The sequence below is a fragment of the Luteimonas sp. J29 genome (assembly GCF_000472505.1).
Taxonomy (GTDB): Bacteria; Pseudomonadota; Gammaproteobacteria; order Xanthomonadales; family Xanthomonadaceae; genus Luteimonas.
Genome location: NZ_AWZR01000001.1, coordinates 498,251 through 520,310, shown reverse-complemented (window position 1 = coordinate 520,310; position 22,060 = coordinate 498,251). Strand labels below are relative to the sequence as shown.

Below are 22,060 nucleotides of genomic sequence, written 5' to 3'. Positions count from 1 at the left end.
TCAGAACCCCAGCCGCCGCAGTGCGCCCTCGACCCGCCTGCGCGCCGCGTCCACGCGCATCGGGAAGGCGCGGAAGTAGTCGTCCCGGCCAAGCGCGGGGTTGCGTGCGCGCACGTCGGCGGCCCAGCGTGCGGCAGCCGGCGCGTCGCCGGCAAGCAGCGCGGTGACCGCGGCATTCATCGAGATCAGCTCGTGCGCGCCGGGCGAGCGCGCGGCGCGCGCGGCCCAGGCGGCGGCCTCGCGGTCCTCGCCAAGGGCCAGGTGGGCGAAGGCGTGCGTGCCCTGCATGCCGTAGTACAGCGGGTCGAGCGGGCTGAGCCGCATCGCCAGGTCGGCGTGCTGCTTCGCACCGTGGGCCTGACCGTGCAGGGCCTCGACGAAGGCGCGCGAGTACACCGCCTGGGCGTAGTTCGGGCTGAGCCCGGTGGTGCGCTCAAGCCAGGCCAGGCCGGATTCGAGATCGCCCTCCAGCCAGAAACTGCGACCCAGGGCGAGGTTGACGAACGGGTCCAGCGGGTCGAGTTCGAACGCGTGCTCGGCGCAGCGGCGGGCGCGCGAGGTCTCGGCCGCGACGTCGTCGGTGTGGCGCAGGAACGCGGTCATGAAATGACCGAAGGACAGCCCGGCGTGCGCGCGCGGGAACTTCGGGTCCAGTTCGACGGCGCGGCCGAACCAGCGCAGCGCGGCGTCGTTGTCGCTGCGGGTGAAGCGGTAGAGGTGGCGCACGCCGAGGTGGAAGGCGGCCCAGGCATCGATGTCCCGGGGCTGGCGCGATTGCGCCAGCGCGGCTTCGTGCAGCGGGATATGCAGCTCCAGCGCGGTGAGCGTGCGTGCACGCACTTCCTCGCGCAGCGCGTGCAGGCCGTCCAGCGGACCGGCAAGGCGGTCGCCCCAGACCACGTGGCCGTCGCCGGTGTCGACGAGCTCGACCGTGATCGCCGCGCGCGGCTCGTCGAGTTCGAGCAGGCCGCGCAGGCAATAGCGGGCGCCGAGCAGGCGGCCGATGCGGTCGAAGTCGCCGTCGTCGGCGGCGAAGCGGAACGAGGAACCACGCGCGATCACGAACAGCCAGCGCAGGCGCGAGAGCTCCGCGATCAGTTCCGCGGCGAATGCGGCGCCCAGGGCGGTGCGGTGCCGGCCGCCGCCGAGGGTGCGGAACGGCAGCACCGCCAGCGACGGACGCCCGCCGGCCGGCACCGGTGCATCGCCGGCGGGCGACGCGACCGTTTCGACCGCGACCGGCGCCGTCCCGGCCTCGAAGCGGTAGCCCACGCCATGCACGGTATGCAGCAGGCGCGGGGCCTGCGCGTCCTCGCCCAGCGCCTGGCGCAACAGCGACATCACCCGGTTGAGCACGCCGGGGCTGACGTGACGATGGCCCCACACGGCATCGAGGATCTCGTCGCGGGCGAACACCCGCCCCGGCGCCGACGCCATCAGCGACAGCACCGCGAAGGCCTTGGGTTCGAGCGGCTGCTCCACGCCGCCGCGCAGCACGCGGTGGCCGTCGAAGTCGATCAACACGTCGTGGATGGACAGGGGAGTGGTCATCGCGGCGGGAACGGGGCTGCGATGTCTTACGCAAAGCGCGGCGCCGGGCGGCCCGGCCCAAGGATTTCCCAAGCTTTCCCGAGCCGATTCCTCAAGCGTGGCGGGGCCGGCCCCGGGAACATGGCCCGGCCACCCGCCCCCCGCGGGACGGCCCCACCCCCTGCAGCACGGACTTCCCATGCCCATCCACGACAGCATCCTCGGCACCATCGGCCACACCCCGGTGGTCCGGCTCCAGCGCATCGCGCCTCCGCACGTCGACCTGTACGTGAAGGTCGAGTCCTTCAACCCCGGCGGTTCGGTCAAGGACCGCCTCGCCCTGGCCATCGTCCTCGACGCCGAGAAGCGCGGCCTGCTCAGGCCAGGCGACACCATCGTCGAGGCCACCTCCGGCAACACCGGCATCGCCCTGGCGATGGTCGCGGCCGCGCGCGGCTACCGGTTCGTAGCGGTGATGGCCGAGACCTTCTCGGTCGAGCGCCGCCGCCTGATGAAGGCGTTCGGCGCGCACGTGATCCTGACGCCCGCCGCCGAACGCGGCAGCGGCATGGTGCGCGTGGCCGAGGAGCTGGCGCGCCGGCACGGCTGGTTCCTCGCGCGCCAGTTCGAGAACGAGGCCAACCCCGCCTACCACCGCCAGAGCACGACGGCCGAGATCCTGCGCGACTTCGCCGGCCGCCCGCTCGACCATTTCGTGACCGGCTGGGGCACCGGCGGCACCCTCACCGGCGTGAGCGCCGTGCTGCGCGCGGCGCGCCCGGAGAAGTCGATCGTGGTGGCCGAGCCCGCTGGCGCCCCGCTGCTCGGCGGCGGGCCGTGGGCGCCGCACAGGATCCAGGGCTGGACGCCCGACTTCCTGCCCGCGGTGCTCGACCGAGATGCCTGCGACGTGCTGCTCACGGTCGGCGACGACGAAGCCATCGACGCCGCGCGCCGGATGGCCACGCACGAGGGCATCCTCGTCGGCATCTCGGCCGGCGCCACGGTCGCCGCGGCGCTCAAGGCGGCGGCGTCCGCGCGACCCGGGGCCAGCATCCTGGCGATGCTGCCCGACACGGGTGAGCGATACTTCTCCACGCCCCTGTTCAGCGACATCGGCGACGGGTCCGACGACGCCTGGCTGGCGGAGCTCGAGGGAGGCGCCCGATGAGGCCGGCCGCCCATGCGCTCGCGCAGTTCCTGCTGCCGCTGCTGTTCGCATTGCTCGCCTATCCCCCGGAGGCCTACATGCAACCGACGCCCCGACGTTTCATCGACCTCAGCCACGCCATCGAGGACGGCATGGAAACCTTCCCCGGCCTGCCCGCGGCGCGGATCGAGGACCACATCGCCTACGTGCAGTCCCGCGCGCACTACGCGCCGGGCACCGAGTTCCAGATCGGCCGGATCAGCATGGTGGCGAACACCGGCACCTACCTGGACACGCCGTCCCACCGCTTCGACGGCGGCACCGACCTGGCCGGCCTCGAGCTCTCCTCGGTGGCCGACCTGCCCGCGGTGGCGCTGCACGTGCCCGAGCGCGGACAGCGCGCGATCACCGCCGCCGACTTCGAGGGCCTCGACGTCGCGGGCAAGGCGGTGCTGGTGCACACCGGCTGGGCGCGGCACTGGCGCACGGAGCGGTACTTCCAGGGCCACCCCTACCTCACCGAGGACGCGGCGCGCCACCTGCGCGACCAGGGCGCGGTGCTCGTGGGCATCGACTCGCTCAACATCGACGACATGGAAGACAGGCGCCGGCCGGTGCACACCCTGCTGCTCGCGGCCGGGATCCCGATCGTCGAGCACATGCGCGGGCTGGAGCAGCTGCCGTCGTCGGGCTTCCGCTTCTCCGCGGTGCCGGTGAAGGTCCAGGGCATGGGCACCTTCCCGGTGCGTGCCTACGCGGTCCTCTAGCACCCGTCCCGCGCCGCCGGGCGGACGGCCTCCTCCTCCCACCCGTCCGTCCGGCGGCGCTTCTTCCCGTCGTGTCCGGTCCAAAGGCGTTGGCCGGGCAGCGGCGGCGCCCACGTGTCAGGATTGGATCCCCAGGCACCGTGGCCCCGCCAGATGCACCCCTTCGACATTCGCGACGAGCGGGACCAGGACGCGGCGGCGATCGAGGCCGTCACGCGCGCGGCGTTCGGCACCGTCGCCTATTCGAGCGGCACCGAACAGTTCATCGTGCGCGCGCTGCGCGAGGCGGGCTGCCTGTCGGTCTCGCTGGTGGCGACGGAGGACGGCGTGGTGGTCGGGCACGCGGGTGCGTCGCCCGTGGAGATCAGCGGCGGCGCGGCCGGCTGGCACGGCATGGGCCCGGTCTCGGTGGCGCCGGGGCACCAGGGCCGCGGCATCGGCACGCGCCTGGTCGTGCATGTACTCGACGCGCTGCGCACGGCCGGGTCGGCCCCGGCTGCGTGGTCCTCGGCGAGCCGTCCTTCTACGGGCGCTTCGGGTTCCGCACGGTGCCCGGACTGGTGCTGCCGGACGTCCCGGCGGAGTACTTCCAGGCCCTGCCCTTCGGCCACGACCTGCCAGCCGGCACCGTCGCCTACCACGCGGCGTTCGAGACCACAGGCTGAGTGCCCGGGTGCCGTGGGACGGGGCGCGATGCCCGTCGCCGCGAGGATGGCCGGGTCGCGGCTGAAGCCGCTCCTACGGGGCGCCGCCGGCGGCGGGGGGTGGGTCGGCGAGCGGGCGCGCGTGCTGGACCAGGGTGAGGAGCAGCTTGCCGGGTTCCTCGGCGAGGATCTCGTGGGCCGAGTGCTCGAACCACTCGAAGTGCTTGTAGGGGGCCTCCACCGCGTCGAACCACTCGCGCGCGACGGATGAGTTGACTGTGCGGTCGTGGCGGCCGGCCAGGACCAGCAGCGGGCAGTCGAGTCGGGTGACGTGGCCGAGGTCCACGCCCAGCACGTCGCTGAGCAGGAAGTCCTGCGACCAGCCGTTGCCGGCATAGGCGCGCGCGGCGTCTTCGTCCGGATACTCGGGCGAAAGGCGCACCGCCATGCCGTCCACCTGGCCCTGGCGGTAGGCCATCACCCCGCCGTAGTGGTCCGACCACTTGCGTTCGAGCACGATGTGCTCGAGCGGGATCGGCTTGCCCGGTGCCGCGTAGGGCATGACGGATTCGAGTTCGGCGATCGCCTGCGCGTTGCCTTCGGCCCGCGCGGCCGCGAGTGCGTATGCGTGGCCGCGGCGCTCGCTCTCGGGGATGTCGACGGCCTGGCCCATGCCGATGTAGGCATGCAGCCAGTCGGACCTGCGGCTGGCGAACTCCAGGCCGATCACGCTGCCCCACGAAGTCCCGAGCACGAACACCTTGTCCTGCCGGAACTCGGTCCTGAGCCAGGCGACGAGCTCCTCGATGTCGTCCACGAAACGCGCCCGCGTCATGGTCGGCGCGACCGCGGCGGGATCATTGGCGAGGTGGGTCCTGCCGGCGCCGCGCTGGTCCCAATGCACGACGGTGAAGTACTCCTCCAGCGGGCGCGTCGCCCACCAGGCGATGCCGGACGTCGGGAAGCCCGGTCCGCCATGCACGACCAGCAGCACGGGATTGGCGCGGTCCTGGCCGCGGATGCTGACGAACTGGCGGATGCCGCCAACGTCCACGAACTCGTAGCGCTCGACGCCTCGCGGCGCCACGATGCGGCGCAGTTCGGCGATCACGCCGACCGCGTCGGCGCGCGACATCGCCGGCGACAGCTCCGACGCAACGGCCTGCGCGACGCACAGCAGGGCAACAAACAGTGGGCCCGACAGCCTGGTCTTCCACATGGCGCTCTCCTCGTCGCGAACGGGTGGCCGCATGCGCCCGCACGCGGATCAGACCACGCCAGCCCGCGCACCGGCAACGATGTCGTGTCCATGACGATCGACACTGCAGGCATGTGACCGGCCGCGATAGGTTCGACCCATGAACGTGATCGCGCGCGCCACCCTGGCGATGCTGCTGTGCGGCACCTGCGTGGCGCCGGCCCATGCAGGCCCCAGGCCGGTGATCGTCACCGAGGACGTGACGCGCTTCTACGACCTGTACGAGGCCACCGGCGGCCGGCCAGGCGTCGAGCAGCTGGACCGCTACCTCGCGGAAGGCAGCCGGAGCCTGCGCGCGTTCGCGCAGGCGCGGCGCGTGACCGGCGAACGCATCGCCCAGCGCCTGGAGTCGGAGCCGGAGATCTACGCCAATGCGCGGCGTTGCCTGGCGGTGCTGCCAGCGGTGGAACGGCGCCTGGCCGATGCGCTTGGACGCCTGTCGGAGCTCTATCCGACCGCCGCCTGGCCGCCAGTGGCGATCGTCGTCGGCCGCGGGCGCCCGGTGGGCATGGCGGACGCGTCCGGCGCCACGATCGGCCTCGAGGCCCTGTGCGCGGCCGACTTCATGAATCCCGATCCGGAGGACCGCTTCGTGTACGTCGTCGTGCACGAGTACGTGCACACCCGGCAGGCGCTGGCGCGCGCGGGGCTGGAGCCTGGCGACCCCGACGCGACGGTGCTGCGCATGTCGCTGCTCGAAGGGGCCGCCGAGTTCCTCACCGAGCTGGTCGCCGGCGGCGTGGGCAACGCGCGCCATGCCGAGTGGACGCGCGGGCGCGAACGCGAGATCGAGGAGCGGTTTGTGGCCGACATGCACGGCACCGACCTCGATCCGTGGATGTTCAACTACCAGCCGGGCTCGGACGAACCCTACGATCTCGGCTACTGGGTCGGCTACCGGATCGTGAAGGCGTACTTCACCAACGCCCCGGACAAGCGCGCGGCGGTGGCGCGGATCCTCGACATGGACGATCCCGAAGCCTTCCTGCGCGAGAGCGGCTGGGAACCGGGGATGGTGCTGTCCGACACCTCCGCGATCAAGTGACCCGCCACCGCGCTCAGGCGCGGCGCCGGGTTCCGCCGCGCCCCAGCAGCGCCTGCAGCGCGATCGCGCCGAAGGTCGCGGTGCCGATGCCGCCGAGGGCGAACTCGCCGAACTTCAGGGTGAACTCGCCGGTGCCCAGGATCAACGGGATGGCGGCGACGACGAGGTTGCGCGGGTCGGAGAAGTCGACCCGGTTGTCGACCCAGATCCTGGCCCCGGCCACCGCGATCAGGCCGAACACCACGATCGACACGCCGCCCATCACCGGCAGCGGGATGGCCTGGATCAGCGCGCCGAACTTGGGCGAGAAACCGAGCGCGATCGCCAGCGCGGCCGCGACCACGAACACCGCGGTGGAATAGATCCGGGTCGCCGCCATCACGCCAATGTTCTCGGCATAGGTGGTCACGCCGGTGCCGCCGGCCGCGCCCGAGACCACGGTCGCCACGCCGTCGCCGATGAAGGCGCGGCCCATGTATCGGTCGAGGTCGCGGCCGGTCATCGCCGTGACCGCCTTGATGTGGCCGAGGTTCTCCGCCACCAGGATGATGACCACCGGCATGATCAGCATCACCGCGCGGCTGTCGAACGCCGGCGCGTGCAGCGACGGCAGCCCGAACCACGGCGCGGCGAGGACCGGCGCGAGGTCGACCGGCTTGCCCAGCCCCATGCCGTTGGTGAGCACCGCATAGGCCACGCTGGCGACGAGCAGGCCGAGCAGGATCAGCAGCCGCTGCACCATGCCGCGCCCGAACACCGCCACCAGCGCCACCGAGACGAAGGTGAGCGCCTGCATCCAGGCGTCGAAGTTGTCCGCGGCCATGTTGCGGACCGGCACCGAGGCGAGGTTGAGCCCGATCACCGCGACCACGGTGCCGGTGACCACCGGCGGCATCAGGCGCTCGATCCAGCCGGTGCCGGCCAGGTGCACCAGCACGCCGACCACGATGTAGGCCAGGCCGCAGGCGATGATGCCGCCCAGGGCCACGCCGATCGCCGGATTGGCGCCCTGCCCCGCGACGTAGCCGGTGGCCACGTTCACCACCCCGATGAAGGCGAACGAGGAACCGAGGTAGCTCGGCACCCGGCCACCGGTGACGACGAAGAAGATGAGGGTGCCGATGCCGCTCATCAGCACCGCGAGGTTGGGGTCGAAGCCCATCAGGATCGGCGCCAGCACGGTGGCGCCGAACATGGCGATCACGTGCTGCACGCCCATCAGCCCGGTCTGTGGCCAGGGCAGGCGCTCGTCGGGGGCGATGACGCCACCGTCGCGCAGGATCGACGGCGGCCGCGCGGTCCACGAGAACATGCCCATGTGTCGGTTCCCCTGAGGCTGGTCCGCGCGATCTTAGAGGCCCCGGCCCGGGCATGGAAAATCCGCGGGATCCGCGCAGGCCGGGCCGCGCCGCTCAGTCCTCCTCCGGGTCGGCCTTCGGGCCCAGGGAGGCGACGAAGGCGCGCATCCGTTCCAGCTGCTCCGGCGGATGGCCGATCCAGCCGTGCACCTCGGCGAGCACGCGCAGCGGTTGCGCGGTGCGGTAGGAGCGGGTGGGGTTGCCGGGATACTTGCGGTCGGTCAGGTTCGGATCGTCCTCGATGGGGCCGGTCGGCGCGACGATGTACACGCGCCCCGGGCCTTCGCCCACCGCCAGTTCCGCGCCCCAGATCGCCGACTCCAGCCGGGCCGACAGGTACACGTAGCGCGAGGGCCGCCGGGTGCCGAAGTTGGAGGGATGGCCGGGGACGATCGCGTCGCCAGGCCGCAGGTCGGCGCGGGTGCCGTGGTAGTAGATCGGCGCTTCAAGCATCGGGTCCTCCAGGGGGCTGTCGCGGAAGGACGGCGATCCTGCCCTGCGCCGCGGGCATTGCCGCAAGTCCCCCACCGGGATATAACGCTGGAACGGGAAGCGCGGCGCGCTTCCCGTTGTCGTTTCCGGCCGCGCATCGCGTCCGCGCGACCCCGCGAGGCGCCCCCGGTGCGCGCCGCCCCCCTGGTTCGCGGACGTCTTCGGCATGGGCGGCTTCGACGCCCGCCGGGTCATCGTCAACGCGCTGCGGCACGCCGGGCCGCGCCAGGCGGGCCGCCCGGGCCACGCCCGGTGTATCTTCCCGGCGAGCACACCCCCGGGAGGACGCCATGGGCCGCTGGAGCAGGATGCCGTGCATGCTGGCGATCGCCGCGGCCTGCGGCCTGGCGCTGGCGCAGGACGGCGACGATCCGCTGGGCGAACGCCGCGCGCTCGACGACGGGGCCATCGTCCACACCGAGCGCATGGAGGACGGCCTCTACTTCGACCGCTGGTACGTCTGGCCGCTGGTGGAGTTCGACGAACCGGTGCCCGGCCTGTACAACGTGCTGCGCGACGGCAAGAGCGGCGAGCTCTCGGCCACGCTGGCGGTCGATTGCGAGGCGCGCACCGCGAAGTGGGAAGGCGGCGTGCTCTACGGCAGCGAGATGGTCGGCCAGGATGACCTCGACCGGATCGCGCCACCCGAGGTGGCCCGCAACGTCATCGAACGTTACTGCGCCGGCGCCGACACCGGGTCGCCCTAGGCGCGCCAACCGCGCACGGGACGCGGGCGGCGCACCCGCCCGGTTCGGGCCGCGGTCAGTGCGCGTTGAGGCGCTCGAGCGTGTCGGCGAACCGGCCTTCGGCCTCGGCGCGACGCAGGAAGTTGACGCGATCGACCAGGACCTCGTCGGGCACCGGCGAACGGGTGAACTGCTCCATCACCTCGTCGATGAACTGCTCCAGCGGCATGTAGCCATCGCGCGTGGACTGGCCGGGCGTGAGTTCGGTCTGCACCGCCGGCGGGACCAGCTCGATCACCTGCACCCGGCCGCGCAACACGTGACGCAGCGAAACGCTGTAGGAGTGTACCGCCGCCTTGGTCGCGCTGTAGGTGGCCGCGTCGGTGCGCGGGACGAAGCCCAGGCCCGAGGACACGTTCACGATCGCCGCGTCCGGGCGCGTGGCCAGGTGCTCGACCAGCGCGTCGACCAGGCGGATCGGGCCGAGCAGGTTGGTGGCGACGGTGGCTTCCGCGTCGCCGGGCGGGCGACGGCGGGAGATGTCCTCGAAGCGCATGATGCCGGCGTTGTTCACCAGCACGTTCGTATCCGGATGCCGGGCGACGAGCTCGCGGGCGAAGTCCGCGATGCTGGCTGGATCGGCGACGTCGACGAGCATCGCGTGCATGCGGTCGCGGTCGCCGATGGTCTCGCGCAGCGGTTCGAGGCGACGGCCGGCGACGATGACCGTGTTGCCGAGCGCGTGGAAGCGGCGGGCGAGCTCGCGGCCGATGCCCGAGCCGCCGCCGGTGATGACGATGGTGTTGCCAGTCTGTTTCATGCTGTTGTGCTCCGCGCCGGATTGCGTATTGTTCGCGTGTGAAGTGGAGACCGCCGTGGCCAGGCACCACCCGGCGATGGCGGCCAGCAGCCGGTTTCGGGTTCGTCGTGTCATGGAGATGCGTTCGTCGTGTGGGGGAATGACGCCTTGCACGAGGCGCGAAGAGCAGGATAGGAACGACACATCCGATTCGAAAGACGGCACCGGAAAGTGCGTTCTTGACTTCGCGGTAAGTCGGTTACCCAACGGGAAGCAAGCCATGCCCATCGACAGCGCCAGGCACGAGGAAGTGCGCAGGAAGCTGGCAGCCGAAGCGCGGCAGGCCGATCCACGCGTCGAGGCGCTGGTGCACGGGATCATCGGCCGCGTCGCCGACAAGTGGACGATGATCGTGATCGACGTGCTCGCCGAGCACGGCGAGCTGCGCTTCACCCGCATCGCGCGCCTGGTGCCCGGCATCAGCCAGCGGATGCTGACCCAGACCCTGCGGCAAATGGAGCGCGAGGGGCTGGTGCTGCGCACGGTGCACCCGGTGGTGCCGCCGCGCGTCGAGTACCGGCTCACCGACCTGGGCCTGGGCCTGGGCGATGCGTTCTGCGGCGTGTGGATCTGGGCCGAACGGAACCTCGAGAAGATCGAGCAGGCGCGCGCCGAGTTCGACGCCCGCGAGCGCGGCGGGTAACGCGGCGGCCGCTGCCGCTGACCGCGGCCGCCATTCGCGCCAGCAGCGGCGCCCGCCGCCCGTGCTCGCACCGCTGCCGGAACGTGGGCGGCGTGCCATTCCCGGCCGTGCGCCGTACGCGGCCCTGCCCCCACCCCGGCCCTCCCCCGCAGGCGGGGGAGGGAGAAGGGTCCGTCCGGGTGGCGGCCACGCGGTCGCGGCCAGGAACCGGACACGCCGTGGACCACCCATGACGACGGTCACGGTGTCCTCCGGCCGATGTCCGTTCGCCGGCGTGGCCCTAGCCTGCCGCGACGCTGCCACCACCTCGCGATCCGCCATGCGTAGAACCCTCCTCCCGCTGCTGCTGTGCTGCCTGCTGCCGCTGTCGGCCTGCGCGCAGGCCCCGGCCTTCCCGCTCGAACCGGACGAGGCGCGCCTGGTCACCGAGGACATCGACCGCTTCTGGCAGGCCTGGGACGAGGCCGCCGACGCCACGGATGCCGAGGCCCGCGCACGCATCTTCCAGGCCCGCTACCTCGAGCCGGGCAGCCCGGGCCTTGAGACCTTCGTCCGCCTGCGCATCGGCGATGCCGGCAAGCTGGTCGCCGCCATCGACGCGCATCCGCGCTACTACGCCTCGCTGCGCAGGCTCACCCCGAAGCTTGAGGACCAGGTGCCGCGGATCCGCGACACGCTGCGACGCATGCGCACCCTGGTGCCCGATGCGGTGTTCCCCGACGTCTATTTCCTGGTCGGGCGCATGAACTCGGGCGGCACGGCGGACGCCACCGGGCTCATGATCGGCGTCGAGATGTTCGGCCGCGCACCCGGCACGCCGCTGGACGAACTGGGCGACTGGCACCGCGCCGTCGTCGGCGAGTTCGACAACCTGCCGGCGATCGTGGCCCACGAATGGGTGCATTTCCAGCAGCGCGCGCGCATCGACGGCCAGCCCACCCTCCTCCAGGCCGCCATCGGCGAGGGCGTGGCCGACTTCATCGCCGAGCTCGGCGCCGGACGCCATATCAACGACCACGTCCACGCCTGGGCCGAACCGCGCGCCGCCGCGCTGTGGCAGGAGTTCGGCGCGCGGATGCACGGCACCGACTACGCCGGCTGGCTGTACGAAGGCGCCAACGCCCGCGGCGACCGTCCCGCCGACCTCGGCTACTGGATCGGCTACCGCATCGCCCGCGCCTACTACGAGCGCGCCGACGACAAGTCCGCCGCCCTGCGCGAGATGCTCGACATCCAGGACTTCGACGCCTTCCTCGCCGCCAGCGGGATCGACCGGGAGCTGGGCGGCGACTGAGCGTTCCGCCCGGGCCATCGCGGGTGTAGGCTCGCCGCTGCACGCGGCCGCGGAGGGCCGCCGACCTGCAAGGAGCAATGCCATGGTACGGATTCCCGCGATCTTCGCGCTCTGCCTCGCCCTGCTACTGCCTGCCGCCGCGCACGCCACGGCGCAGGCCCCGGACCGGATCACCTTCGACGGCGAGGAGCACTCGCTCCACAACAACCCGCTCTGGCCGCACCTGGACAGGATCGAGTGGACGCTTCCGGAGGAAGCGGTCACCAACAGCGCGCTGTGGCGGGGCTACGTCGCGTACTGGGAGATCGCGGACGGCGAGCTGCGGCTGCTCGATGCCAAGATCTTCACCGGCGACTTTGGCCCGCGCATGAAGGAGCGCAGCATCCTGCGCAAGCTGTTCCGGCGGCCGCGTCCACCGATCCTGGCCGACTGGTACAGCGGCGCCCTGGTCGTGCCGCAGGGCAAGGTGGTCGAATACGTGCACATGGGCTACGAGTCGGTGTACGAGCGCTACGTCGTGTTCCGGATCGCCGAGGGCAAGGTGCTGGAACGCCTCGACCTGTCGCACGAGGAGTTCGCCCGGTTCAAGGAGGCGAAGTTCGAGGCCTTCCGTCAGACGGACGAGTTCCGCACCCTGTACGAGGAACGCAGGGCCAAGGGCGGATACGCGAGCGAGGAGTCGCTGCTCGAGGCGATCCGGCGCGGGTACGCGGAGCGCTACATGGGGCTGTGAGCATGGGCCATGGCGCCGACACGCTTCCGGCGCCAGCCGCCCCGGGTTAGGCTGCGTCCGGGAACGACGGGGACGACACGCATGCGCATGCCGTGGATGGCACTTGCACTCGCCTTGGCCGCCGCGGTGCCCGGCGCCGGCGCCGCGTCGGATGAGGCGCCGCGCCGATATGGACTGACCGCCGATTCGCTGGTCCAGCCCGGGGTGCCCCGGGGCCGGCTCGAAGGGCCGTTCGAGTTCCACAGCCGGGTCATTCCCGGCACCGTGCGCCGCTACTGGATCCACGTGCCCGCCGGGCACGATCCGTCCCGCCCCGCGAACCTGCTGGTCTTCCACGACGGCCAGCGCGCGACCCACCCGGACGGTTCGCTGCGCGTGCCGGCGGTGCTGGACAACCTGGTCCATCGGGGCGACATCCCGCCGACGATCGGCGTGTTCGTGACGCCCGGGCATCGCGGCGAGCGCTATCCGGACGACCTCGGCATGTCGAACCCCGACCACCGCGCGCAGGAGTACGACGCGCTCGACGACACCTACGCGCGGATGCTGGTGGACGAGCTGCTGCCGCTGGTCGGCGAGCGCTACGCGCTGAGCGACGATCCGGCACGGCGCGCGATCGGCGGCACCAGCAGCGGCGCGATCGCCGCCTTCACCGTCGCCTGGCACCGGCCCGACGTGTTCGGCAACGTGGTGAGCTTCATCGGCAGCTATGTCTCGATCGGCTACCGCCCCGAGGAGGACGGCCGGCCGATGGTGCCCGGTGGCGACCTCTACCCCACGCTCGTGCGCAAGCATCCGATCCGGCCGCTGCGCATCTTCCTGCAGGACGGGCGCAACGACCTCGACAACGAGCACGGGAACTGGTTCCTCGCCAACCAGCAGATGCTGGCGGCGCTGCAGTGGGCGAACACGGAAGCGGACCGCCGCGGCGACGACGGCCCGCGCTACCAGCTGGCGCACGCCTGGGGCGACGGCGGCCACTCCGACGACCACGGCGGCCGGCTGCTGCCGGAGGTGCTGCGCTGGCTGTGGCAACCCGGTGCGCCGGCCCCGGGCAGCGCGTCCGACTGAGGCCTCACTGCCAGCTTCCCTGTCGCAGGCGCGGCTTCGGGCGCCAGGTCTCCAGGGCGCGTTCCCACCGGCCCCGCCGCCGGCCCTGGTGCCCGAGGACGCGCTGCCGCGCTGCGCCCGTCCGATCGGCGCCGGTGATGGCGCGCCGACACCTGCGCCCCGGTCGCGCCACGACATGCGTGGCCCCGCGTGACGCAAGCCCCGCGCGGGACGCCCGTCAGTCTTCCATCAGCCGCTGCAATGCCCAGGTGTCGAGGAAGGCCGTCGCGCGCACGATGCGCCCGTCCTCGAACACCAGGTGCCACGCGTAGCTGTTGCGGTAGGTGCCACCGTCGCGGCGGGTCGCCACGCCGTCCCACAGCACCACCACGGCATCGCCCTGCGCCAGCACCTGCCTGACCTCGGGCGCGATCGGCGTGGCCAGGCGCGCCCCGATCGGCGCCACCGCCTGCTCCAGGAAGGCCTGGCGCGAGCCGTAGCGGCCCGACACCGGGCTGGTTCCGGCCACGACCCACTCCACGTCCTCGTGCAGCAGGTCGAACAGGCTGCCACGCCCTTCGCGCCAGGCCGCGAAGGCCTGGCGCACGAGGGCGGCATTCGACTGCGCGATGGCGGCGTCGGCAGGCGGCTGCGCGACGGGGCGGCCGCCCGCGGCGGCCGGGCCCAGCGCGAGGGCCAGCAGCAGGCCGGCAAGCGCGCGCATCACGGCGGGCTCCGCACGTGGCGGACCACGATGTCGGTGGTATCGACCTCGCCCGGCTGCGAGATCGCATGGGCGATGGCCTGCGCGATCGCCTCGGGCTCGAGCGCGATCGTGCGGAACTGGGCGATCGCCGCGGCCGATTCGGCGTGGGTGATCGTGCTGGCCAGTTCCGATTCCACCGCGCCCGGATACACGCAGGTCACCCGCACCGTGTCGCTTTCCATGCGCAGGCCGTCGGAGATCGCGCGCACCGCGTACTTGGTGGCGCAATACACCGCGGCCGTCGGCATCACGAACAGGCCGCCGATCGAGGACACGTTCACCACGTGCCCGTGGCCCTGTCGCTCCATCACCGGCAGCACCGCCGCGATGCCGTTGAGCACGCCGCGGATGTTGACGTCGATCATGCGGTCCCACTCGTCCACCTTGAGCGCGGACAGCGGCGCCAGCGGCATCACGCCGGCGTTGTTCACCAGCACGTCGATGCGGCCGAAGCGCTGCAGGGCATGCCCGGCGAAGGCCTGCACGTCCCCGCGCGAGGTGACGTCGAGCGCGCGCGCAAGGGCGGTTCCGCCGGCGGCGTCGATGTCCGCCGCCAGCGCCTCGAGCCGCTCGACGCGCCGCGCGCCCAGCACCACCGTCGCGCCGCGGGCGGCGAGGATGCGGGCGGTGGTCTCGCCGATGCCGCTGCTGGCGCCGGTGACCAGCACGACCTTGCCGTGGATGTTGTCGTTCATGGATGTCCTCGTGGAATCGAACAGGGGAAGGGGACGACGCCTCAGCGCACGTCGCGTTGCGGCCCGCCGGCGGCCTCCGCCCGACGCCGCAGCACCATGCCGGCGTGGTGGAGCGCCCCGTCGATGAATTCGCCGTAGCCGACGAAGCCGGTGTCGTCGACGTAGTCGACGCGGTCGCCGTTCACCGCATAGCGGCCGCGGTAGGCGGCCTCGCGGTTGCCGCGGGCCTCGACGTAGCGGCCATCGGGCAGCAGGGCGTGGCGCACGTAGCCGTCGTCCGTCACCCACAGGCCCAGATACGCACGCGTCGCGTCGTGCGCGGGTACCGGGGCGGCGATGCCAGGCAAGGCGGAGGCGGGACGTTGGCGGACGGGGGAGCGGGTCATGGCGGTGTCTCGACAGCGGGGTACGGCGACCACGGTAGGCGCCGCAATCTGTCGAGAGAACCCGTCTTGTGCTGGATTCCGCGGTTAGACTGGCTAACCAATGACGCCCGACCTCAACCTCCTGCGCATGTTCCTGGCCGTGGCGGACGGGGCCAGCTTCCGCGCCTCGGCCGACGCGCTGGGCGTGACCCGGTCGGCGGTCAGCCAGGGCATCCGCCGGCTGGAGGACGCGCTGGGCGTGGCCCTGGTCCAGCGCACCACGCGCAGCGTGCGACTGACCGAGGCGGGCCAGCGCCTGCGCGACCAGGTGGCCGAACCTCTGCGCACCGTGGATGCGGCGCTGGAGGAAGCACTGGACGACGGCCCGCCGCGCGGCCTGCTGCGGGTCAACGTGTCGTCGATCGCCGAGCGTTTCCTCGCCGGTCCGCTGGTGGCCGGATTCGCCAACGCCTACCCCGGCATCACCCTGGACGTCACCGTGAGCGACGACCCGATCGACCTGGTCGCCGGCGGTTTCGACGCGGGCGTGCGCCTGGGCGAGGTGATCGAACAGGACATGGTGGCGGTCCCGCTCACCGGCCCGCAGCGGCAGGTGGCGGTGGCCGCACCTGCCTACCTCGACCGGCACGGCGTGCCACGGCATCCGCGCGACCTCGTCCACCACCGCTGCATCGGCTGGCGACCCGCCCCCGGGACCGCGCCCTACCGCTGGGAATTCAGCGAGGACGGCCGCGACTTCGAAGTGGACGTCGACCCGCAGGTCACCACCAACGACCTGCGCCTGATGCTGCGCACCGCGCTGGCCGGCGGTGGCATCACCTTCGGGATGGAGGAGAACTACCGCCGGTGGCTGCGCAGCGGCGAGCTCGTGTCCCTGCTCGAGGACTTCCTGCCGCCCTTCCCCGGCTTCTTCCTCTACTTCCCCAGCCGCCGCAACCAGCCGGCCAAGCTGCGCGCACTGGTGCAGCACGTGCGGTCGTTCCGCGGCGACGCGCACGACGCCTTCGCACCGGTGCCCTAGGCCGGCTGCATCCACGGCCTTCCGGCATCGCAAGCCATGTCCACCCGCCAGCGCCGGGCCGTCGCGTCCGCCGGGCCGATGGGGAGGCGATCACCGCGGAGGGCTCGAGCGCGCAAGCGCGCGGTACGGAGGTGAACGCGCATTCAGCGCCGGGCCTCGCTTCACGCCGCCGGAACGCTCCGGTCACGCCTCATGGACGTGTCCGCTCCCACACTTGCCCCGCCGATCCCCACAGGAGCACACAAGACATGAAGCATTCCCGCATTCCCCTGGCCATCGCGCTCACCACCGCGCTGGCCTTCTCCGTCGGCTGCGCCGACCGCGCCGATCCGGCCGTGGACGACCGCGCCGATGCCGCGACGATGGACGAACCGGCCGACCAGGCCGCGACTCCGCCGGTGGGTCCGGTGGCGTCGGATGCCGATGCGCAGGCCGGCCAGCCCTACGGCGACGCGAACGCCGATGCGAACGCGACCGGCCAGCTGGGCGATTCCAACCAGCCGGTGGACGACACCTGGATCACCACCAAGGTGAAGTCCTCGCTGCTCGCCGACGGTGACGTGTCCGGCCTCGCGATCGACGTCGAGACCGTCAACGGCACGGTCACGCTGTCGGGCGAGGTCGAGAGCCAGGCCCAGATCGACGAAGCGACCCGCATCGCGCGCGAGATCGAGGGCGTGGTCAATGTCGACAACAGCCGCCTGACCATCAAGGCGAACTGATCACGGACGATCGGGCGGCGCTGCCGAGGCAGCGTCGTGGAGCGCCGTCCGGCAGCGATGCCGGGCGGCGCTTTTTCTTGCGCGGTCCCCTGGCCTAGCGCCGCCCGCGGTACGGCTCGCAGCCGATGCCGTCGTTGTCGCGGTCCAGGTGCGGGCCGTAGCCCGGCTCGCCGCGACGCACCGGCGCGGCGCCGGCGGCGCGGGCCTCGTCGCAGTTCGCGAAGGGGCGATCGACGGGCGCGCGGCCCGCCGGCGGGGACGGGGCCAGCCGGGAGCCGCGCGGCTGCGCGCCGGCACGTGGCCGAACCCCGCCGCCGCGGTGGCAGTGGTACTCGCCGGTCTTGCGGTTGGCGTGGCAGCCATTGGCATCGAGGCCGCCGCCGTGGGCGGAGGCGATGCCGGTGGCGAACATCGCCGCGGCCGCGAGCACCGGCGCCAGCGCGGCGGGGATGCGACGGATCATGGCGGCAGTCTCCCCTGTGCCTGAAGCCTGTATCGACATGCATCATCCATGCCGACCGCAAAGTTGGCCACGCACGCGATGCCCCGCGGCGGCAGGCGGAGGTTTCCCCGGTGGGCGGGGGACGTGGCGCGGACGCCGTCAGGCGGGGCGCAGCAGCCTGAGTCCGAACCAGTCGCGCAGGTCGTTCCATGCCGCCACCACGCGCAGCCCCGCGCCCGCGGCGATGTCGGCGATGCGGGCATCGGTGTACTTCTGGCTCTGCTCGACCTGCATCTGCTCGCCGCGGGCGAACGCGAAGCGGCGTCCGGCGACCGTCACCACCTGGTCGCGCAGGCTCTCGAGCGTGGTCACGATGCGTCCCTCGTCCGCGATGTAGCGCGCGCGGTGCGCGAACGCCCCGAGGTCGAAATCGCTGCCCACGTCGCGGTTGAGGCGGCGCAGCAGGTTGAGGGTGAATTCGGCGGTGACGCCCGCTGCGTCGTTGTAGGCGGCCTCGACCACGGCCGGATCCTTCTCCAGGTCGAGGCCCAGCAGGGCGGCGCCCCCGTCGCCCATGGTCGTGCGCAAGGCACGCAGCAGGTCCACGGCTTCGTCGCGGGTGAAGTTGCCCAGGGTCGAGCCGGGGAAGAACACCAGCACCGAGCGGGCGTCGCGCGCGGGACGCGGCAGCGGCACGGGCCGGGTGAAATCGGCGATGACCGGCAGCACCTCGATCGCCGGGAATGCCGCCTGCAGCCGCTGCGCACCGGCGGAGAGCGCGTCCCGCGCGAGGTCGATGGGCGTGTACGCGACCGGGTCGCGCAACGCCCCGAGCAGCAGGCGCGTCTTGCGCCCGCTGCCGCTGCCCGGCTCGACGACGTGGGCGCGGGGTCCGACCGCGTCGGCGATCTCCGCGCCGCGTTCGGCCAGCAGGGCGGTTTCCACCCGGGTCAGGTAGTACTCGGGCAGGCGGGTGATGGCCTCGAACAGCTCCGATCCGCGCTGGTCGTAGAAATACTTCGAGGGCAGGCGCTTCGGATCCTGCGACAGTCCGCGCAGCACGTCGCCGGTGATGTCGTCGGCGCTGGGATGCAGGTCCGTCGGGACCGGTGCTGCGGTCAACCGGCGTCCTTTGCCAGCCGCAGGCCGGCGAACTGCCAGCGTGCGGACGGCGGGAAGAAGTTGCGGTAGCTGGCGCGCACGTGCCCGCGCGGCGTCGCGCAGCTGCCGCCCCGCAGCACGACCTGGCCGCTCATGAACTTGCCGTTGTACTCGCCGAGGATGCCGGGCAGGACGCGGAAGCCCGGATACGCGACGTAGGGGCTGCACGTCCATTCCCAGGCATTGCCGAACATGTCGGCCGGCGCGTCCGCGTCCACGGCGGGACGCGGCGCCACGGTGTGCAGCGGCGCGTCGTCGTCGGCGAAGTTGCCGTCCACTTCGCAGGCGCTGGCCGCCATCTCCCACTCGGCCTCGGTCGGCAGGCGCGCGCCGGCCCAACGCGCGAACGCGTCGGCCTCGTACTGGCAGAGGTGGCAGACCGGGGCGTGCGGATCGCGCTCGCGCCAGCCGCCCAGGGTGAATTCGCGCACGCCGTCCTCGTGCCAGTACAGCGGACGGCGCCAGCCTTCGCGCTGGGCCAGGTCCCAGCCGTCGGCCAGCCAGAGCGTGGGCGTGTCGTAACCACCGTCGGCGATGAACTCGGCGAACTCTGCGTTGGTCACCGGGCGCTGCGCGATGGCGTGGGCCGGGACCAGCACGCGGTGGCGCGGACTCTCGATGTCGAAGGCGAACTCCGCGCCGTCGTCCGGCCAGCGCGGCGCGCCGATCTCCACCACCGTCTCGTCGCGATGCAGCCAGCGCACGCCGGGGTCGGCGCGACCCGGCGCACTGTGGGGCGCGGGCAGGTCCTCGCGGTAGGCCGGACCGAGCGGATTGCACCACAGGGCGTGCTTGATGTCGGTGAGCAGCAGTTCCTGGTGCTGTTCCTCGTGCTGCATGCCCATGCGCAGCGCGACCAGCCGCGCGTCGTCGAGCCGGCCTTCCTCCAGCACGCGCAGCACGCGCGCGTCCACGTCGTCGCGCCAGGCCAGCACCTGCTCCAGCGTCGGCCGCGTGAGCAGGCCGCGCAGCAGGCGCGGATGGCTCTCGCCGGCGCCGGTGTAATAGCTGTTGAGCAGCCGCGCCCAGCCCTCCGGGATCGCCGACGGGTCGTCGAGGACGAAGCGGACGAAGAACCAGGTCGTATGCGCCAGGTGCCACTTGGTGGGACTGGCGTCGTGCATCGACTGGACCTGGGCATCCTCGGGGCTCAGGGGCGCGGCGAGCCGGCGGGTGCGTGCACGCAGGGCCCGGTAGCGCACGGCGAGCGCCGCTTCCTGGGGCGAGAGGAAGGTTGCGTTGGTAACCGACATGGCGCGAAGGCTAGCACCGCCGCGCGCCATGGGCTGTGGATAACCGGGGTCCGGGGGCCACGACATCGTTGTCGATGGCCGCCGACCCCCGTTCCGGGAGGACGTTGCCGCCGGAGAGGGCCTGGACCACGGCCCGTCCCTGCGGCGGTGCAGCATGGGCCTGCGGCCTCAGGCCGCGTGCTTCAGCGCGATCTTCCGGTTGCGCATGATGTCGTGGCATTCCACCACCCGCGGCAGGTAGCGCTGCGCGGCCGCGCGGGCCCCGGCCGGGGTGTCGGCGTCCTCGAGCGTCTCGCGGAACGCCTCCAGCAGCCGGTCCTCCAGCTCCTCGAGTTCGGCCACGTAGGCGTAGTCGGTGTTGCCCAGCGCGGCGCGCGCCTTCGCGTACATCTTGTGCATGGTGCCGACCAGCGTGCCGTGTCCGGCCGGCTCGCCGCCCGTCGCGGCGACCTCGGCGGTCAGCCCGCTCACGATCTCCTGCTTGTGCCCCGCCATCCGCCGGAACAGGTTGGCCAGCTCGGCGTTGTCGACCTTCGCCGCGGCATCGCCGTAGAAGGCGGCGCCGTCGCGCGCGATCTCGATCAGGTCGTTGAGGCTGTGCTGGATCCTGCGTTCGGTGTTCATGCGTGTCTCCGTGTGGGGTGCATGCAGTGTGCGCGGCGCGGCATGAAGCGACCGTCGAAACCATGTGCATCGATCATTCATTCGCCGCCATGCGCGGCGCAGCGATTTCACCCGCGCCGATGCATGCTGCAGCGGGCAACGAGGTACCGCGTGAAGCAGGATCGATCGGCTCGCGGATCGCGTCGAAGCCTGCGAATACGACCCCCGCTGGATCGTGCTGCGTCTCCACGACGGCAGCCGGCACCGCTGCCACGCGCCCCATCCCCGCGCGCTGCACGCGATGGAGCCGCAGCGCCTGGCCGACTCCGGGGAAGGGCTCGACATCGACTTCCACCGGCAAGTGCGCGGCGATGACGCGCAGCGCCCGGCATGAGCCGTCATCCGGCCGAGGCCGCCTCGACCGCGTCGCACAGGTACTTCATCACCACCTTGCGGTTGGCCGACTGCCCACCGTGGATGACCAGCTGCAGGGACACGTTCACCGTGGAGGCGTCCACGCGCGTGACATAGCCGCGCAGCGGCGCGTTCGCGCTGCCTCCCTCGCCGCCGCGCACGGCGTTGTTGGCACGGATGTAGCCGTTCTTCTCCTGCACCGCGACCACCTCCAGGCCCTGCTCCACGAGCTTGTCGCGCACGCGGTAGAGCGCGTCGGGATACGTCGCTCCGGGCACGTCGGCCTGCGTGGCATAGGTCCGTCCGCCCAGGAACGAGCCGTCGACGGTGAAATTGCGCTCGCAGGCGGTGGCGTCGGCCCCGGGGCGGGCGCGCAGGCCCGGCGACGTGGCGAGGATCGCGATGGCGACGACGGATGCAAGCAGCTTCATTGGATGCTCCTGGTGGCGGGGGTCTGTTGCGCGGACCGTCGCGATGACGGTGCGTTCGCGCCGAGGGCGGGTGGGCCTCATCGACAGGCATGGGCGTCCGGGGCGCGCAGACCAGCGTCCACGAACGCCGCCCAGGCGCGCCGGCGCGCGGCCGCGTCGCGACCCAGCGCCAGCCAGGCGCGGTGCGGCTGCAGCAGCGGATCGGACACGGACGGGGCGTTGCCGGCGTAACTCGCCCAGCGGTAGCGGCCGGGACGCGGGGCCAGCCCGGCGCGCACCGGCGCCAGTTCGATCCCGCGCTGGCACGCCAGCACGGCGCCGTCGTCGAACGGCGCCAGGCTGTGGCAGCGCCATGCGAACGGGCGCGCCAGGCGCCGTTCCAGCGCGCGCATCATGCGGATGGCCTGCCCGGGCGCGACCGGCGTCAGCAGCAGGTGCGCGTGCCGGTCGAGCAGCGCGTAGGCGTGCAGGTGGCAGTACTCGGCATGGGCGGCGGCCGCCAGCTCGCGCAGGTAGCCGGCGCGGTCGTCGTCGCTGTCGAAGCGTCCGGTGCGGCCTGGCCCGCACTGGACGACGTGCTGCGCGATCCCCGGAAGGTCGAGGCAGGCCATGGTCGCGTCCTTGCGATCGTGTCGGCCGAGCGTGGCAGGCGCGCGG

25 protein-coding genes and 1 pseudogene are annotated in these 22,060 nt (G+C 72.3%); 11 read left to right on the top strand and 15 right to left on the bottom strand.

Annotated features, from left to right (window positions below):
- Window positions 1-1,551, bottom strand: a complete 1,551-nt coding sequence (locus LUTJ29_RS0102225; RefSeq protein ID WP_043740042.1) for a winged helix-turn-helix domain-containing protein — start codon at window positions 1,549-1,551, stop codon at window positions 1-3.
- A gap of 178 nt (window positions 1,552-1,729) precedes the next feature.
- On the opposite strand from LUTJ29_RS0102225, the gene cysK reads away from it, so the two are divergent.
- The 3 genes and pseudogenes from cysK (at window position 1,730) to LUTJ29_RS15835 (ending at window position 4,112) form a co-directional block, all read left to right on the top strand.
- Window positions 1,730-2,701 carry a cysteine synthase A gene (gene cysK, locus LUTJ29_RS0102220; protein ID WP_027071117.1) on the top strand — a complete coding sequence of 324 codons (972 nt, stop codon included), beginning with the start codon at window positions 1,730-1,732 and terminating at the stop codon, window positions 2,699-2,701.
- Window positions 2,698-3,447, top strand: coding sequence for a cyclase family protein (locus LUTJ29_RS0102215; RefSeq protein ID WP_084524546.1), 750 nt, complete (start codon window positions 2,698-2,700; stop codon window positions 3,445-3,447). The genes cysK and LUTJ29_RS0102215 overlap by 4 nt, the downstream gene beginning before the upstream one ends.
- 153 nt (window positions 3,448-3,600) lie before the next feature.
- Window positions 3,601-4,112, top strand: a pseudogene (locus tag LUTJ29_RS15835) (N-acetyltransferase).
- Window positions 4,113-4,185: 73 nt separating this feature from the next.
- Here LUTJ29_RS15835 and LUTJ29_RS0102205 read toward each other — a convergent pair.
- Entirely contained in the window at window positions 4,186-5,310 is a 1,125-nt protein-coding gene (locus LUTJ29_RS0102205) for an alpha/beta hydrolase (RefSeq protein ID WP_027071115.1), read from the bottom strand.
- Between the two features lie 139 nt (window positions 5,311-5,449).
- Here LUTJ29_RS0102205 and LUTJ29_RS0102200 point away from each other — a divergent pair, with 139 nt between their 5' ends.
- Window positions 5,450-6,394, top strand: coding sequence for a DUF2268 domain-containing putative Zn-dependent protease (locus LUTJ29_RS0102200; protein WP_027071114.1), 945 nt, complete (start codon window positions 5,450-5,452; stop codon window positions 6,392-6,394).
- Between the two features lie 13 nt (window positions 6,395-6,407).
- Here LUTJ29_RS0102200 and LUTJ29_RS0102195 read toward each other — a convergent pair whose 3' ends face one another.
- The gene (locus LUTJ29_RS0102195; protein ID WP_343122686.1) at window positions 6,408-7,706 is read right to left on the bottom strand and encodes a solute carrier family 23 protein; all 1,299 of its coding nucleotides are present in this window, start codon (window positions 7,704-7,706) and stop codon (window positions 6,408-6,410) included.
- Window positions 7,707-7,806: 100 nt separating this feature from the next.
- A complete protein-coding gene (gene arr, locus LUTJ29_RS15830; RefSeq protein ID WP_043740041.1) occupies window positions 7,807-8,205 on the bottom strand; it encodes an NAD(+)--rifampin ADP-ribosyltransferase in 399 nt (132 codons plus the stop codon).
- A gap of 356 nt (window positions 8,206-8,561) precedes the next feature.
- Between arr and LUTJ29_RS0102185 the strand changes: the two genes are divergently transcribed.
- Complete coding sequence (locus LUTJ29_RS0102185; RefSeq protein ID WP_027071112.1) at window positions 8,562-8,951, top strand: hypothetical protein; 390 nt, start codon at window positions 8,562-8,564, stop codon at window positions 8,949-8,951.
- A 55-nt stretch (window positions 8,952-9,006) separates the two neighbouring features.
- Here the strand turns inward: LUTJ29_RS0102185 and LUTJ29_RS0102180 are convergent, their stop codons facing one another.
- On the bottom strand, window positions 9,007-9,750 hold the full coding sequence (locus tag LUTJ29_RS0102180) for an SDR family oxidoreductase (RefSeq protein ID WP_027071111.1): 744 nt from the start codon (window positions 9,748-9,750) through the stop codon (window positions 9,007-9,009).
- 259 nt (window positions 9,751-10,009) lie between these two features.
- On the opposite strand from LUTJ29_RS0102180, the gene LUTJ29_RS0102175 reads away from it, so the two are divergent.
- The 4 genes from LUTJ29_RS0102175 to LUTJ29_RS0102160 all read left to right on the top strand — a co-directional run bounded on the left by LUTJ29_RS0102175 (window position 10,010) and on the right by LUTJ29_RS0102160 (window position 13,530).
- Window positions 10,010-10,432: a helix-turn-helix domain-containing protein gene (locus tag LUTJ29_RS0102175; RefSeq protein WP_027071110.1), complete on the top strand. Its 423-nt coding sequence runs from the start codon at window positions 10,010-10,012 to the stop codon at window positions 10,430-10,432.
- A gap of 319 nt (window positions 10,433-10,751) precedes the next feature.
- Window positions 10,752-11,726, top strand: coding sequence for a DUF2268 domain-containing putative Zn-dependent protease (locus LUTJ29_RS15825; protein ID WP_051322604.1), 975 nt, complete (start codon window positions 10,752-10,754; stop codon window positions 11,724-11,726).
- Between the two features lie 82 nt (window positions 11,727-11,808).
- Window positions 11,809-12,459 carry a hypothetical protein gene (locus tag LUTJ29_RS0102165; protein WP_051322603.1) on the top strand — a complete coding sequence of 217 codons (651 nt, stop codon included), beginning with the start codon at window positions 11,809-11,811 and terminating at the stop codon, window positions 12,457-12,459.
- 96 nt (window positions 12,460-12,555) lie between these two features.
- Window positions 12,556-13,530, top strand: a complete 975-nt coding sequence (locus LUTJ29_RS0102160) for an alpha/beta hydrolase-fold protein (protein WP_027071108.1) — start codon at window positions 12,556-12,558, stop codon at window positions 13,528-13,530.
- Window positions 13,531-13,747: 217 nt separating this feature from the next.
- On the opposite strand, the gene LUTJ29_RS0102155 is transcribed toward LUTJ29_RS0102160, so the two are convergent.
- Genes LUTJ29_RS0102155 through LUTJ29_RS15820 form a run of 3 tightly spaced genes read right to left on the bottom strand, consistent with a single transcriptional unit; the run spans window position 13,748 to window position 15,317 of the window.
- Entirely contained in the window at window positions 13,748-14,233 is a 486-nt protein-coding gene (locus LUTJ29_RS0102155) for a nuclear transport factor 2 family protein (RefSeq protein WP_027071107.1), read from the bottom strand.
- On the bottom strand, window positions 14,233-14,970 hold the full coding sequence (locus LUTJ29_RS0102150; protein WP_027071106.1) for an SDR family oxidoreductase: 738 nt from the start codon (window positions 14,968-14,970) through the stop codon (window positions 14,233-14,235). The genes LUTJ29_RS0102155 and LUTJ29_RS0102150 overlap by 1 nt, the downstream gene beginning before the upstream one ends.
- 41 nt (window positions 14,971-15,011) lie before the next feature.
- Window positions 15,012-15,317, bottom strand: a complete 306-nt coding sequence (locus LUTJ29_RS15820) for an Atu4866 domain-containing protein (RefSeq protein WP_232221133.1) — start codon at window positions 15,315-15,317, stop codon at window positions 15,012-15,014.
- Window positions 15,318-15,456: 139 nt separating this feature from the next.
- On the opposite strand from LUTJ29_RS15820, the gene LUTJ29_RS0102140 reads away from it, so the two are divergent.
- On the top strand, window positions 15,457-16,377 hold the full coding sequence (locus LUTJ29_RS0102140) for a LysR family transcriptional regulator (RefSeq protein ID WP_027071105.1): 921 nt from the start codon (window positions 15,457-15,459) through the stop codon (window positions 16,375-16,377).
- Window positions 16,378-16,625: 248 nt separating this feature from the next.
- Window positions 16,626-17,099, top strand: coding sequence for a BON domain-containing protein (locus LUTJ29_RS17955; RefSeq protein ID WP_027071104.1), 474 nt, complete (start codon window positions 16,626-16,628; stop codon window positions 17,097-17,099).
- Between the two features lie 94 nt (window positions 17,100-17,193).
- On the opposite strand, the gene LUTJ29_RS0102130 is transcribed toward LUTJ29_RS17955, so the two are convergent.
- From LUTJ29_RS0102130 to LUTJ29_RS15810, 7 genes are all read right to left on the bottom strand, one after another.
- Window positions 17,194-17,562, bottom strand: a complete 369-nt coding sequence (locus LUTJ29_RS0102130) for an excalibur calcium-binding domain-containing protein (RefSeq protein ID WP_051322602.1) — start codon at window positions 17,560-17,562, stop codon at window positions 17,194-17,196.
- A gap of 138 nt (window positions 17,563-17,700) precedes the next feature.
- On the bottom strand, window positions 17,701-18,663 hold the full coding sequence (gene egtD, locus LUTJ29_RS0102125; RefSeq protein WP_027071102.1) for an L-histidine N(alpha)-methyltransferase: 963 nt from the start codon (window positions 18,661-18,663) through the stop codon (window positions 17,701-17,703).
- Window positions 18,660-19,955 (bottom strand): ergothioneine biosynthesis protein EgtB, encoded by a 1,296-nt coding sequence (gene egtB, locus LUTJ29_RS0102120; RefSeq protein ID WP_027071101.1) that lies wholly within the window; start codon window positions 19,953-19,955, stop codon window positions 18,660-18,662. Before egtB ends, egtD begins: the two co-directional genes overlap by 4 nt.
- Window positions 19,956-20,123: 168 nt before the next feature.
- A complete protein-coding gene (locus LUTJ29_RS0102115) occupies window positions 20,124-20,579 on the bottom strand; it encodes a PA2169 family four-helix-bundle protein (RefSeq protein WP_027071100.1) in 456 nt (151 codons plus the stop codon).
- Between the two features lie 73 nt (window positions 20,580-20,652).
- On the bottom strand, window positions 20,653-20,913 hold the full coding sequence (locus LUTJ29_RS18555) for a hypothetical protein (protein ID WP_156911526.1): 261 nt from the start codon (window positions 20,911-20,913) through the stop codon (window positions 20,653-20,655).
- Window positions 20,914-20,956: 43 nt separating this feature from the next.
- Window positions 20,957-21,403, bottom strand: a complete 447-nt coding sequence (locus LUTJ29_RS17950; RefSeq protein WP_051322601.1) for a hypothetical protein — start codon at window positions 21,401-21,403, stop codon at window positions 20,957-20,959.
- Window positions 21,404-21,480: 77 nt separating this feature from the next.
- The gene (locus LUTJ29_RS15810; RefSeq protein WP_051322600.1) at window positions 21,481-22,014 is read right to left on the bottom strand and encodes a hypothetical protein; all 534 of its coding nucleotides are present in this window, start codon (window positions 22,012-22,014) and stop codon (window positions 21,481-21,483) included.
- Between the last annotated feature and the right edge of the window lie 46 nt (window positions 22,015-22,060).

Coding starts and splice junctions, on each gene's coding strand:
- LUTJ29_RS0102225 (WP_043740042.1), bottom strand. CDS start 1,551: ATGACCACTCCCCTGTCCATCCACGACGTGTTGATCGACTTCGACGGC.
- cysK (WP_027071117.1), top strand. CDS start 1,730: ATGCCCATCCACGACAGCATCCTCGGCACCATCGGCCACACCCCGGTG.
- LUTJ29_RS0102215 (WP_084524546.1), top strand. CDS start 2,698: ATGAGGCCGGCCGCCCATGCGCTCGCGCAGTTCCTGCTGCCGCTGCTG.
- LUTJ29_RS0102205 (WP_027071115.1), bottom strand. CDS start 5,310: ATGTGGAAGACCAGGCTGTCGGGCCCACTGTTTGTTGCCCTGCTGTGC.
- LUTJ29_RS0102200 (WP_027071114.1), top strand. CDS start 5,450: ATGAACGTGATCGCGCGCGCCACCCTGGCGATGCTGCTGTGCGGCACC.
- LUTJ29_RS0102195 (WP_343122686.1), bottom strand. CDS start 7,706: ATGTTCTCGTGGACCGCGCGGCCGCCGTCGATCCTGCGCGACGGTGGC.
- arr (WP_043740041.1), bottom strand. CDS start 8,205: ATGCTTGAAGCGCCGATCTACTACCACGGCACCCGCGCCGACCTGCGG.
- LUTJ29_RS0102185 (WP_027071112.1), top strand. CDS start 8,562: ATGCTGGCGATCGCCGCGGCCTGCGGCCTGGCGCTGGCGCAGGACGGC.
- LUTJ29_RS0102180 (WP_027071111.1), bottom strand. CDS start 9,750: ATGAAACAGACTGGCAACACCATCGTCATCACCGGCGGCGGCTCGGGC.
- LUTJ29_RS0102175 (WP_027071110.1), top strand. CDS start 10,010: ATGCCCATCGACAGCGCCAGGCACGAGGAAGTGCGCAGGAAGCTGGCA.
- LUTJ29_RS15825 (WP_051322604.1), top strand. CDS start 10,752: ATGCGTAGAACCCTCCTCCCGCTGCTGCTGTGCTGCCTGCTGCCGCTG.
- LUTJ29_RS0102165 (WP_051322603.1), top strand. CDS start 11,809: ATGGTACGGATTCCCGCGATCTTCGCGCTCTGCCTCGCCCTGCTACTG.
- LUTJ29_RS0102160 (WP_027071108.1), top strand. CDS start 12,556: ATGGCACTTGCACTCGCCTTGGCCGCCGCGGTGCCCGGCGCCGGCGCC.
- LUTJ29_RS0102155 (WP_027071107.1), bottom strand. CDS start 14,233: ATGCGCGCGCTTGCCGGCCTGCTGCTGGCCCTCGCGCTGGGCCCGGCC.
- LUTJ29_RS0102150 (WP_027071106.1), bottom strand. CDS start 14,970: ATGAACGACAACATCCACGGCAAGGTCGTGCTGGTCACCGGCGCCAGC.
- LUTJ29_RS0102140 (WP_027071105.1), top strand. CDS start 15,457: ATGACGCCCGACCTCAACCTCCTGCGCATGTTCCTGGCCGTGGCGGAC.
- LUTJ29_RS17955 (WP_027071104.1), top strand. CDS start 16,626: ATGAAGCATTCCCGCATTCCCCTGGCCATCGCGCTCACCACCGCGCTG.
- LUTJ29_RS0102130 (WP_051322602.1), bottom strand. CDS start 17,562: ATGATCCGTCGCATCCCCGCCGCGCTGGCGCCGGTGCTCGCGGCCGCG.
- egtB (WP_027071101.1), bottom strand. CDS start 19,955: ATGTCGGTTACCAACGCAACCTTCCTCTCGCCCCAGGAAGCGGCGCTC.
- LUTJ29_RS0102115 (WP_027071100.1), bottom strand. CDS start 20,579: ATGAACACCGAACGCAGGATCCAGCACAGCCTCAACGACCTGATCGAG.
- LUTJ29_RS17950 (WP_051322601.1), bottom strand. CDS start 21,403: ATGAAGCTGCTTGCATCCGTCGTCGCCATCGCGATCCTCGCCACGTCG.
- LUTJ29_RS15810 (WP_051322600.1), bottom strand. CDS start 22,014: ATGGCCTGCCTCGACCTTCCGGGGATCGCGCAGCACGTCGTCCAGTGC.